The organism is Idiomarina sp. H2 (assembly GCF_004364275.1).
In the GTDB taxonomy this organism is placed as follows: Bacteria; Pseudomonadota; Gammaproteobacteria; order Enterobacterales; family Alteromonadaceae; genus Idiomarina; species Idiomarina loihiensis.
In genome coordinates, this window is the sequence record NZ_SNZY01000017.1 from 1 (window position 1) to 12,444 (window position 12,444).

The 12,444-nt window shown below is 44.1% G+C and carries 7 protein-coding genes and 2 pseudogenes; 2 read left to right on the forward strand and 7 right to left on the reverse strand.

The genetic code is table 11. From position 1 onward, the window contains the following. Positions 1–152: pseudogene (locus DET62_RS14185) on the forward strand (formate dehydrogenase subunit delta); the annotation flags it as partial. Between the two features lie 3 nt (positions 153–155). Further along, positions 156–323, forward strand: a pseudogene (locus tag DET62_RS14575) (IS3 family transposase); the annotation flags it as partial. A 122-nt stretch (positions 324–445) separates the two neighbouring features. Here DET62_RS14575 and DET62_RS14190 read toward each other — a convergent pair. From DET62_RS14190 to DET62_RS14220, 7 genes are all read right to left on the reverse strand, one after another. Continuing rightward, a complete protein-coding gene (locus tag DET62_RS14190; RefSeq protein ID WP_110014409.1) occupies positions 446–3,325 on the reverse strand; it encodes a TonB-dependent receptor in 2,880 nt (959 codons plus the stop codon). Between the two features lie 135 nt (positions 3,326–3,460). Continuing rightward, complete coding sequence (locus tag DET62_RS14195) at positions 3,461–4,375, reverse strand: class I SAM-dependent methyltransferase (RefSeq protein WP_110014410.1); 915 nt, start codon at positions 4,373–4,375, stop codon at positions 3,461–3,463. 153 nt (positions 4,376–4,528) lie between these two features. Next, positions 4,529–7,366: a TonB-dependent receptor gene (locus DET62_RS14200; RefSeq protein ID WP_110014411.1), complete on the reverse strand. Its 2,838-nt coding sequence runs from the start codon at positions 7,364–7,366 to the stop codon at positions 4,529–4,531. A 294-nt stretch (positions 7,367–7,660) separates the two neighbouring features. Next, positions 7,661–8,308, reverse strand: a complete 648-nt coding sequence (locus DET62_RS14205) for a 3'-5' exonuclease (protein ID WP_110014412.1) — start codon at positions 8,306–8,308, stop codon at positions 7,661–7,663. Between the two features lie 2 nt (positions 8,309–8,310). Next, positions 8,311–10,143: a DUF294 nucleotidyltransferase-like domain-containing protein gene (locus DET62_RS14210; RefSeq protein WP_110014413.1), complete on the reverse strand. Its 1,833-nt coding sequence runs from the start codon at positions 10,141–10,143 to the stop codon at positions 8,311–8,313. A 106-nt stretch (positions 10,144–10,249) separates the two neighbouring features. Further along, a complete protein-coding gene (locus tag DET62_RS14215; RefSeq protein ID WP_110014414.1) occupies positions 10,250–11,965 on the reverse strand; it encodes a sodium:solute symporter family protein in 1,716 nt (571 codons plus the stop codon). A gap of 6 nt (positions 11,966–11,971) precedes the next feature. After that, positions 11,972–12,238 (reverse strand): DUF4212 domain-containing protein, encoded by a 267-nt coding sequence (locus DET62_RS14220; RefSeq protein WP_011234430.1) that lies wholly within the window; start codon positions 12,236–12,238, stop codon positions 11,972–11,974. Positions 12,239–12,444: the final 206 nt, after the last annotated feature.

A 12,444-nucleotide genomic window follows, 5' to 3' on the forward strand; every position in this document is an offset into this window, starting at 1 on the left:
TGAATTACCGCCGCTATCGAACAAGAGATGAAGCACGTTCAGACATCTTTGATTATATTGAACGGTTTCATAATCCAAGAATGCGTCGTAGACTGACAAAACAAGATCAGCAGTTTAGTGCTGATTTTAAACCGTCCGTGATAACGGGGTAGAACCCGACATATGGTTACCGATCATGTACTCAGGCACAAAATCATATACTGAAATATTTAATCGGGTATTACAGCCAACTTCAGCCGCATCAGTATAATAACGGTTTGAGTCCGAATCAGGCAGAGCAAAAATACGGGATTAACTATAAACCGGTGGCCAGTTTTTCTTGACCACTACAGCACCACCTAAACAGAAATAGCATCGTCATGTCTAGCGCACGCATAAAGCCCCCTTGCTTTCTAGCAAGGGGGCTTGTTTACTAAGCTTATAAAGTTTAATCTCGTTCTAATTCTTAGAAAGAGTATTGAACTCCTGCAAATACGTAGCGACCCAATGCATCATAAAGTGCCGGGAATGTATTACCATTGTCTGAAATACGGTTTGCAATAGCTGGCGCGTCTTTATCCAACACGTTATTCATACCAATATTAAACCGAAGTCCGTTCATAGCGAATACTTGGGCAGAAAGATCTAGATAGCTCTGAGCTCCCAAATCTTGATTACCAAGAATATCCTCTGCCGAACCAAGGTAGCGCCAGTTTAATGAAACGTTAATATCACTGTTACTAACCCAGGTCATACGGAGGTTATGCTGCCACTCGGGAGCTGGAGAACCACAAGCATCGCCCCATTTCCCCGCGCATTCATAGATTTCTTCACCCGCCACGAATTGACTATCAATTGCAGTGAAGTAAGTACCAACGAGATTAAAGCGTAATTGACCAGCATCATTGTCTAAGTCGAGGATATAGTTAGAGTTAACGTCATAGCCGGTACGCTTCTCATAACCAATATTGACGTTTGTTGCAACAACATTCCCGTCACCCTGCCAAATTGAACCGTTTGCATTGCGGTTAATGAGGTCACAGAATTGTGCTTCCCCCGTAGCTAAACAGCTATCAATAGTCGATGTCGGCTCAACGATTCCGATTGCATCTTCTACCTCTATATCAAAGTAGTCGATTGAAAAGTCAAAACCTTTAATAGATGTTGGACGATACACGAATCCGAATGAAATCGTATCTGACGCTTCAGGTTGTAACTGAGGGTTGCCACCCTGCAAGTAGTTATATTGGCCAGCCGGATTATCCAAGATGTTTCCATATTGTTCAGCAGTTACACCGGTGTTCTGACATTCTTCCAGAGAAGCTTCTGGATTGCTGCCAGCACACTTATCACTTTCCATACTGAATAAATTGAAACCTTGCGGCAAATACAAGTCCCGGATATTCGCATGTCTCACCGCGCTTTGGAAACTCCCCCGCAGTTTGACGCTTTCGTTAACATCCCAACCTAGAGCAACTTTATAAGTATCTGTATCAATTCCGGTCGAGTAATCAGAATAACGGTACCCTAAGTCAGCAACTAAGTTGTCAGCCCATGCAGCATCCTGCACTAAAGGTAAACGCACTTCAGAGTAAAGTTCATCGACAGTTAAAGTTCCGTCAACGGCACTTGAAGGGCCACCCTGACCGGCACCATCACCACTCAAATAACCGCTGTCAGGCGAGTAAGTAAGAGTTTCACTGCGGTGGGTATAACCGATAAGAGCTTCTGCACCAATAAATGACCAAGGTGACTTGATACCATAATCAGTTAAATCACCTACCGTATAAAAGTTAAACTCGCGTAGGCTTGTTTCACCTTTGGCATAAAGGGGTAATGTTAAGTAATCAAGTTGTTCCTGAGTAATATTTCCACCTGGTCCACCATAAATATTATAAGGCACACAATCACTATCTACGCCAGATAGTGCAGCTCTACAAACAGCTTCCCCAGTTTCGGGATCAGGAACTACGTCTAAGGCTTTTTGTAAGGCTTTTTTACTGAAGTCATTCAAATACACTTCAGTCATATTCACATTGCCATAATTAAATGACGCATCGTAAGTCCAATTATCGTTGATAGAACCACGAGCACCGAAAACCAACCGGTGAGAAATATGACTTAAATCATTCTGACGAGGGCCGCCTTCGACGTTACGCTTTGCGTAAGTTGCTGTAAAAGAATCATCTGCGCTATAACCATTCGAAGCACATAAAGCATCGAACTGCGCATCAGTTAGAAGGGGGTTGTTACAGTTGAATGGCGCGTCGACAAAGAATGCTCCTGACTCAGCTATTTGCGCCACGCTAGAGTCTTTCATATAACCAGCTTCAGCAAAAAATTCCAAGTGCTCATTCACATAATATTTAGCAAAACCACCCAGAGTAGTGCGTTTATCCGGGCGCTGGAAGTAATTTACCGGGCCATAGTTATAAGGTCTTACATTGGCAGCATCAGTGACTTCACCACCTTCAAGAATGCCTATTGCGCTATCACCGTATATTTTCGGTTGTGGTGTGGTACCTGAACCTGAGCACCCCCAATCACCCGGAGTTCCAGCAAGCGCACAAGTACTAATATCTCGGTTGTTCTGTGTTACGGCGTCAATATTTCGGTGCGTCATATACAAGGTAATATTAGCATCTCCATTCGCGCCATTAGCTCCCATAATAAGCGAATAGTCATTCATGTGACCGTCACGTACATTTGTTGGGGATAACGGATAACCTCCTTCGCGGTTCGCTTCCGCTATTTCGCCATTATTGTTATTATTATGCATATAAAAGCTGTTTTGATAATTAAATTCAACACCTTCAAAATCATCTTTCATAATAAAGTTAACGACACCAGCTATAGCATCTGAACCGTAGGTAGCTGAAGCACCACCAGTAAGCAACTCGACATTCTCAATTAATGCCGCGGGTATTTGGTTTAGATCGGGTGCGGTGCCTCCTGCTATAGGGGTTCCCATAACCATTCGGCGACCGTTAATCAACGCTAACGTTCTATCAGGCCCCAATTTTCTTAGCGATACAGTAGCTGTACCTGTTGCTCCGTTTGTATCAGTTGAAGCTTGACCTGCAAATACCTGAGGTAAGTCGTTAATTAAATCTTCCGTTCTTACTGTTCCCGAAAATTCAAACTCTTCGGATGTTAGTTGAGATATAGGACTAGAGCTAACCACATTGGCAGATTGAGGGATACGAGATCCAGTAACCTGTATGCGTTCTACATTTTCTTCTACTTCTACATCGGTTGAGTCTTGTGCAACCGCTAATGCAGGAAAGCCTAAAGATGCAGCAACTGCTGCAGCCGTTAAGCTCTTACGAAATGTTATATTTTTCATGAGTAAAAACTCCCTGGAACGTTTTTATTAAGCAGCTTCTTTTATAGAAGCTGCTTAAAAGTTAACAGGAAGTTGAAAATATGTAAACGTTTAGTATCTATTTTGTTGTTTTGTTGTAGAAGGAAGAACTCGGACTCACTTACCACACTGAACACAACTACCAACAACCCCAGTTTCGGGAAAAGCCACTGTCTGTACGATTACATTCTTAAAGCCAACACTTTCAAACAGTGCTTTTGTTTGTTTCATATCGCCTAACTGCTCGGTAGCTTTTAACAAGCTTACCAAACGTGCCTTGTGTTCATTTATTGCATTGATGTAACCCAATAGTGCTTTTTCTGATTCATCGGCTTTACCTTGCGCTGCAGCTTCTAATGCGTGTTTTGTTGCAGGAACAAAGTTCATGGCCTGGAAAGCACCATATCGCTCATACTTTCTGGCGAACAGGTTGAGGTTATGTTGTTCCTGAAGTGCTGACTTAGGTAAGTTATTCGGCCCGTATTTTAATAAGGCTTCCTGAAACGGTGTTACCGACTTCTTCAGTTGTTTAAGCACAGAAGGAATAAACTCAAACAAGGCTTTACTGTTTTTATAAATATTAGAGTCGGTTGAGTGCACCAAAGCAATAACACCGCCGCCACGCTTAAGTTGCAAATGCAGGTTTTTAAGCCCTGCCTCCATATCACCATATTCAAGGCCAAAATGAGAAACGAAAGTGCCTACCTTTTTATTCGAAGGCAGCTTAAACGTCTCATAAGGTGTTTCCGCCTTCAGTTTCAACTGTTCGTTAAAAGGTTTCAGTTTCGCTGAGTCTATCCCTAAAACGTCGAGTTTTTTGCTTTTTTCCTGCGCATATTCCGTTAACCACTGAACGACAATACCGTTACCGGTGCCTATATCCACAATAGGTTGCTTCAGTTCATTTTCATCCATGCGCTCAAACCAAAACTTGCGCATTTGGTAAGCTTGCAAGCGGGCTTTATCGTCTAAGAAGCTGGCTTTTGCGCCTTTTTGCCAATAGCTATTCCACGGATTTTTTGTTGTTGTCATGGATACTCCAATTTTTATCAGCGTAAAACTGTAATTGAGCATACTACGCTCTATATGCAATGTCAGCTTAGATATCGTCAATTCGCAAGCAATAAAAAAGCCAGCCGGAAATTCCCGACTGGCTTTTTTCTGCGAACCTTTATATTAAAGTTTTTAGAAGCTCATTGTTACGCCCGCGAAGTAATAGCGGCCTGTAACATCGTAAGCTTGTGACGCGGTATTGATACCAGTCGCTCCTGAATTACTTCCTTGAGGAAGAATTGGAGGCTGTTTATCGAACGCATTACGAATACCTACATTGAATTCATAGGTATCGTTCATGTAATAGCGCGCAGAAATGTCATGGTATGTTACTGAGCCAACATTATTGTAGGCACCATACGCTTGACCGGTAGTATAGTTGTAGTTTTCACCGTTAAGTGAATCGACAGAGCTATCCCAGTGACGCATTCTCCACGAGACACTGACATCACCTAACGAGTAAGCCAAGTTGAGGTTTGCACGATGTTCAGGCGTAGTGACTTCACCTGCATAGTAAGTTGTACTACCGTCATACATTGACTCAATTGAGTATTCATCAGTGTAGTTCCAAATCAAGTCCGCAGAGAACATACCGTCAGCTATTTGAGTACGATAGTTCATCTCGAAGTCAACACCAGATGTACGAATGATGTTTTCGTTAGAAGAACTGCTATTAACATCAACTAACACACCATTTGAGCTACGAAGAACCTGATCACTGCAGGTCGGGTCAAAGCTATCAGGAGATACATCGTAACAACGCTCAAGTACTAAGTTACGTGAAGTAATAGAGATAGCATCTTCAACTTTAATTTTGTAGTAATCTACAGTTGCAGAAAGCTCATCATTAATCTGCCAAATAGCACCTACACTATAAGTATCAGCAGTTTCTTCCTGAACATCAGGGTTACCGCCAACCATGCCACCGGTTCCTTGAGTTTCTGCAGAGGTCAACTCAAACTCGCCAGCGGACTGAATACGTCCATTAACTGAATCAATAGAGCGACAGTTTTCTGCAATGTTTCCATCAGTCGTTGCTGTTACACCAACACATGGATCATTAACCCGCGCGAAAGTTTCTCCATTACCTGAATACAAATCAGAAATATTAGGCGTACGAATAGCAGTTGCGGCAGACGCACGCAGTTTTACACTGTCAATTGGCTCATATTCTGTACCTACGTTCCAGGTAACAGCTCCACCGGTGGCTGAATGCTCAGAGTAACGTGCAGCAAGATCAACAGACCAATTCATTAGCACTGGTAAACGCGTTTCTACGAATACATCTTTAGTATTAAAGCTACCGTCTGTCGGTTGCGCTTTGTTTGTGCTTGAAGCGCCCGTTTGAGCTAAATCGCCTGGACTGTAAGTTCCTTTCTCTTCACGATACTCAAGACCACCGGCCAGACCGATATAGCCGCCTGACAGCTCTAATGGCAGGTCACCTGAAATAACACTCTGTACCACAAACTGTTCAGCTGTGCCGGTTGCTTTCGCTGGAGTAGAAACATAATCAACAGCAGCTTGTGAAACAGTACCTTCGCCAAATAGGTTTAACGGAACACAACCTTGCATAGCAGCTATGTCACTAGCGCATACAAGATTACCGTTAGCGTCTTCAGTAACATCCAAAGCGAGACGCGCGCGGTCAGTATTGATTTGACCACCGTTTAGCTGTTCCTGGTTTGTACGACCCCAAGTGAAATAGTTGTCCCAAGTCCAGTTATAATCAATTGCATAACTAAAACCTGATGCAATACGCAGAGTATCACGAGTAACATCAGTAGAACGGTTGCCAAATTCAGCCATACGACGAACAAAATCGACACGCTGGGAACCAAGATCATCAATACCATATGATAATAGGTTGTCACGTAGTTCCTGAGGCACCAATGGAGAGTATACGCTTAACCCGGCTACAGGATCTTCAACACGGTTGTTCATCCATAAATCTTCACCAACGTTAAACGGTGTTGGCTCAATAGTGGAGCCTTTTGTTTCCGCTGAGTTCCAATGAACAGAGCCGAATACGTTCAAGTCACTTGATAAATCCTGACGGATTTCAGCAGAGACATAACGACGCTCTAAAGGTGTTACGAGCTGACGAACCGATGCACGGTTAAAACCGCCTGAATACTCTGTACCGTCGGCGTCAAAGCTCTCCAATGTATTACCATTGGCGTCTTTAACTGAAACACGTCCTTGCTCAGGAAATGATGATAAAAGATCACCGACATATTCGTTACCGTTTTCATCAGAATAAACGGCACTGTCCACAGCGGAGAACGAACGATCACTAGATTTCAGGCCTTCGTCGTTATCAATACCGAAAGAGAACCAAGCGTTACCGCCGTCCCAATTCTTACCTGTGGTTAAGTTAAAGGTTTGGGTTTGGCGGTCATGTTCACCTGAAATACCGGCTTGAGTGCTAATTTCGATACCTTCGAAATCTTTACGGGTAATGATGTTAACCACGCCAGCTACGGCATCTGAACCATAAACCGCTGACGACGCGCTTTTCAGAATTTCAATGCGCTCGACCATTGAGGCTGGAATGGCATTCAAATCAACAGCGTAGCCTGAAGAAGGTGCAATACCTGAAACAAAACGTTGGCCATTGACCAAAACCAGTGTTCGTTCAGCACCCATGTTGCGTAATTCGGTCGTGTTCAAACCAACAGATACCGTATCGAACGCCGAGTTAGACTGATCAGAACCTGCAATAGCAACAGGTGACATGTTCAAGACTTGCGCAACGTTAATTGCTCCTGTTTGAACAATATCTTCACGACCAATAGTTGTTACTGGCACGGGTGTTTCCATGCTGGTACGACTTAAGCGAGAACCTGTTACTTCGATTTTTTCAATATTATTTTGATCTGCAGCATTGTCCTGCGCTAACGCTGGAAATGACAGCGTAGACGCAACTGCAACCGCAGTAATGCTGCGGCGAAACAGTTTATTATTCATTGAATTACTCCCTGGAACATAATTTTTTAACGTTGCTTGATTGGCGAAAAGCAACCTGAAACCGATGGCAATCTGACTAGTTATTGTTCGACTGCCCGTTTTCGGTAACAACCTTTTAACGCTGTAAGGACTTCATTTCAATAGGTGTTTGCGTCTTTTCTTATCCCCTTCGAACCGACTGAATAAAAAATAATCAATGCGGTTATTTATAAGGCTTTTTTATTAATCAAAATAACCTATGTATCCAGCATTTAAACATATGTTTTTTAATTGTAACGACTTAATTAGAGCCCTTTAGTGAGTGTTTTTCAGGAACGATCTTAAAGGTTCATTTAATGACTCAAAAGCATAGCACTGAGCCAAAAACAACTCCGCGCAAGCGACGGTATCGGTGAGTGCATGATGAGCATGATAGTCAGGCAGGTTGTAACGTTTCCGGCAAGCGCTGAGAGTTAATTCGCCAGCTTTAAGAGGTTGCTGTGAGCTACGTTCTAACTTGTTCTTTTCATAAGCCAAGGTGTCAAAAATAGCCAGTGGTCTGAAAGGAATGTTGTACTGCGCTTCTATATGCTTGAGAAAACGCCAGTCCATGCCTTTATGATGGCAAACAAGTACAGCATCATTTAAAACACGGCTGAGCATGGCAAAGGTTTGTTTAGGCTCAGAGCTGTGCAGAAAGTCTTGTCTGGTTAAACCATGTATTGTCGGACTTTGCCCAAGTTTAAGCTCCTGCCCGTGGGAAAAAACATGATACTGAGCGTTGCCATAATGCATAACTGGCGGGTGTATCGTCATCCAGGCAATAGAAAGAATTTGATGCTTCTTCGGATTTAACCCGGTACTTTCGATATCCAGAGCCACATACCGTAAACTTTGCCAGGGTTGTTTTAGTTTCTGCCGTCTGTCGTACCAATGAGCCAGCTTTTGCAGCCATTGCGCCATAATTAATACCCTTGTCGGCTGAATTTTAAACCAACGCCCTGTTGCGCTTCTTTTATGATTTTAAACGCCGTTTTAAGTTGCCGCCTGGAAAGCGTGCTCAGTTCATCCGGGTCAATGGCGTTTTTAGGCTTGTCACTGCCCCAAACTTTTAACTGATGGTTTAACCGCAGTTGCGTCAAAAACTCCCAGGCTTCCAGTAATGATTGATTGTCCCGCCGGTTCAGTAAACTGCTACCGGTTAATGCTTTAAGGCGCGAAGCCGTACCCGGCGAGGTAATGCCTGCCTGTAAAGAATAAATACGTGCGATGTCGTTTATTAAAGCAATGCCATAACGTTTAATATCAATAGTGTCACCGTCGTCAGTATCCTCTGTGCGTAACCGATTAAACAAACCAAGGGGGACAGAAATGCGGTTAACCAGAATGGCTAAATTTCCCAGGAACATCTCGTTCTTCGCTAAGTTCGCAATCTGTTCGCGGTATTCTTGATAAAATTTCCCCGGGCCAACAACCGGCCTGCTGTCAAAAAATATCTGACAATACATAAGTGCTTTTGGTGTCGGGCTTTCAATCCAGCCCTGAAAACGTTCCTTCCATTGGTTAATGGTCCCCCGACACTCCGGATTGGATGCCATAATATTCCCCGGACAAGATGGGATACCACATTCATTCAACCCTTCGCAGACGTAATTTCCTAAACCGGCAAACCAGTCTTTTTGCTTATCGGACAAATCATTACTGAGTAAAAGACCGTTATCCTGATCTGAGCTTAAAGTTTGATCTTCTCTGCCCTGCGAGCCAAAAGCTAACCAGCTATAAGCAGCTGGTGCAGCACCGTTTTCTTGTTCATACAGCTGTATCAGCTGACGCGTCATGCCATCAGTGACCGATGCCATAAGCCGTCCTAAGACAGAGGTTTGCTTTACGCGGCTGGCAAAGGTCTGCAGATACTCGGGAAGTTTTTGAGCTTCTTCTATTAATTGGGATTTGCTATTTGCCTTACGAATGGCGCTGATAAGAAAGACAGGATCGCTACGTTGCTGACGAATTAAGTCCGTTGCCGTTACCATCCCTACGGGTTGGTTCTGGTCATTAACCACCGGTAAGTGATGAATATTACTGGAGGTCATAGTGGTTAGCGCATCCATTAACGAACGATTTTCGTAAACCGATTCAGGTAATTGTGTCATTACCGCAGAAACGCGCACATCCAGCGGTAAGCCTTCAGCCACTACCCGGTTTCTTAAGTCTCTGTCCGTTAAAATGCCGACCAGCTGGGTTTCATCAACGACCAAAACAGACGATATTCCATGGCTAGCCATTAACTTAGCGGCTTCTTGTACCGATGTGCTACTGGATAAACTGACCGGAGGCATGGACACAACACTGCCAACCGTCTGCTCGCTCCAGTCACTATCGGTGCCATCATCACTTTTTTGTTCTGTTAATAAACGTTGCCCATGGGCTCTTATAAAGTATTGCTCGAAAGGTTTTGATGCATTACGAAGGCGATCAAACGCCGACTGTGGCAACACGTACACGATACCGTCTTCTATCGCCTGCAATTTATTAACCACTTCGCGACCTGATAGCAAAGACGGGTAGCCAAACAAATCGCCGTTCTCCAAACGCTCTATCAGTCGTCCGTCAGCTCCTCGTAAATCAAACACACCTGAACGCGCGATAAACAGCGCAGGCCTCATATCTTTTAATATATCGTTACAGTTCTGCTCATTCATATAGACCGACTGCAACTGAGAGACAGCCCAGTTTCTTTGCTCTTCAGATAACGTGTCAAAAGGAGGGCAGTCTTGTAGAAATGAATTAACTTCCATGGCTAATCCTAAATTATAAAGAAGCTGATTTCAGTTTTGTGTATTAACTTGAGTTAGTCAATAAAAAGCCCAGCACGGGGCTGGGCTTCAATTGAGGTACATCTCGTTAGTGAGACTTAGCTTCACCGGACCCTTTTGGATACCGTATAGACTCAACCAGTTCCTGAATTTCTTCCGGGGCGTCACCAGTAAACTTATGCACGACAACTGCTACAACAAAGTTGATGATCATGCCTAAGGTGCCAATGCCCTCAGGGGAAATTCCGAATAACCAATGGTCCTGGTTATTCAGTTCCGGAGCGACAAACTTGAAGTATACGATGTAGCAGAAGGTAAATAGTATACCGACAACCATACCAGCTATCGCACCTGTGCTGTTCATACGCTTATGGAATACACCCATGATTATCGCAGGGAAGAAGCTTGCTGCGGCTAAGCCGAAGGCAAAGGCGACCACCTGCGCTACGAAGCCGGGCGGGTATATACCAAAGTAGACTGAGATGACAATTGCCGTCGCAGCTGCAACCCTGGCGTAGAACAACTCTTGTTTATCCGTTATATTCGGCGCCAAATTTCGTTTCAGTAAGTCATGCGAAACGGAGGTTGATATAACGAGTAGAAGACCAGCGGAAGTGGAAAGTGCAGCCGCAACACCACCTGCAGCAACCAAAGCGACAACCCAGGCCGGCAATTCACCAATTTCTGGATTCGCCAATACCATGATGTCACGGTCAATGGTCATTTCATTGCGTTCATCACCTGAGTAAAACATTTTGCCGTCGTTGTTGTTGTCTTCCCACGTAATAAGACCGGTTTTTTCCCAGTTTTTAATCCAGCTTGGCGCGTTATCGTATTCAACACCTTGTAGGTCTGGCCCATTGATGGTGTTGAAAATATTTACTTTAGCAAACGAAGCAATAGTCGGAGCTGTTAAGTAAACTACTGAGATGAAAGTCAGAGCCCAGAAAGCTGAACGGCGTGCATCACGTACTTTCGGTACAGTAAAGAAACGCACGATAACGTGAGGCAGACCAGCGGTACCTACCATCAATGCTGCAGTAATGAAGAACACATCGACTTTACTACGCACACCTTCGGTGTATTCAGCAAAACCTAGCTCGGTCGATAATCCATCCAGTCGTTCAAGTAAGAACTGTCCGGAACCGGGAACGCCATCGGCTATGGTGGCACCAAACCCTGTTTGTGGCAGTACGTGACCGGTCATCATTAGCGATAAAAACACCGCCGGCACAATGTAAGCGAACATCAATACAATATATTGTGCGACCTGAGTGTAGGTAATCCCTTTCATACCACCCAGCACGGTATAGAAGAAAACGATTATTGCACCAATAATAACGCCGGTTGCGATGTCGACTTCCAGAAAACGGGAGAATACGACACCAACCCCTCGCATTTGCCCTGCAATATAAGTAAAGCAAATTAAAATAGCGCAGATTACGGCAATAGTACGAGCGGTCTGTGAGTAGTAGCGGTCACCGATAAAATCTGGCACGGTAAACTTACCAAACTTACGCAGATAGGGCGCCAGGCACATTGCCAGGAGTACATAGCCGCCTGTCCAACCCATCAAATAAACAGAGCCATCATAACCAGCGAAGGCTACGATACCCGCCATTGAGATAAAAGAAGCAGCTGACATCCAGTCTGCGGCCGTTGCCATACCATTAGCAATTGGGTTAACTCCGCCGCTTGCTACATAAAAATCGTTCGTGGAGCCGGCTCTTGACCATATTGCTATACCAATATAGAGCGCAAAGGTCAGGCCGACGATTATAAAGGTGAGCGTTTGAATATCCATAGCGCCTTAATCCTCGTGTACATTGTATTTGTTATCTAACGCGGCCATGCCTCTCACATAAATGAAGATAAGCACGATGAAAGTCAGAATGGAACCTTGCTGCGCGAACCAGAATCCCAGCTTAAAGCCGAAGAAAGTGATTTCGTTAAGCACGTCCACTAATATAATTCCAAAGCCATAGGAAACGACAAACCATACAATGAGCAGCTTGAGCATCAAGCTGAGGTTTTCTTTCCAATACGCTTTGGCATGGGATTCACTTTCGAATGCCATAACGTCCCCTCCAGTTGTTCAACATTATTGTTTTAGATCGATAACAAATGTAAATGCAATTGTTAACAAGGGGAATAGGACTTTGGTCGTAGCTAATTGAAAGGAGAATTTCAGACATAAAAAAACCCCAGCCGATTGGGCTGGGGTTATTTATTTGTAGTCTGGCGGTGACCTACTCTCGCATGGGGAGACCCCACACTACCATC

Coding starts and splice junctions, on each gene's coding strand:
- DET62_RS14190 (WP_110014409.1), bottom strand. CDS start 3,325: ATGAAAAATATAACATTTCGTAAGAGCTTAACGGCTGCAGCAGTTGCT.
- DET62_RS14220 (WP_011234430.1), bottom strand. CDS start 12,238: ATGGCATTCGAAAGTGAATCCCATGCCAAAGCGTATTGGAAAGAAAAC.
- DET62_RS14200 (WP_110014411.1), bottom strand. CDS start 7,366: ATGAATAATAAACTGTTTCGCCGCAGCATTACTGCGGTTGCAGTTGCG.
- DET62_RS14195 (WP_110014410.1), bottom strand. CDS start 4,375: ATGACAACAACAAAAAATCCGTGGAATAGCTATTGGCAAAAAGGCGCA.
- DET62_RS14205 (WP_110014412.1), bottom strand. CDS start 8,308: ATGGCGCAATGGCTGCAAAAGCTGGCTCATTGGTACGACAGACGGCAG.
- DET62_RS14210 (WP_110014413.1), bottom strand. CDS start 10,143: ATGGAAGTTAATTCATTTCTACAAGACTGCCCTCCTTTTGACACGTTA.
- DET62_RS14215 (WP_110014414.1), bottom strand. CDS start 11,965: ATGGATATTCAAACGCTCACCTTTATAATCGTCGGCCTGACCTTTGCG.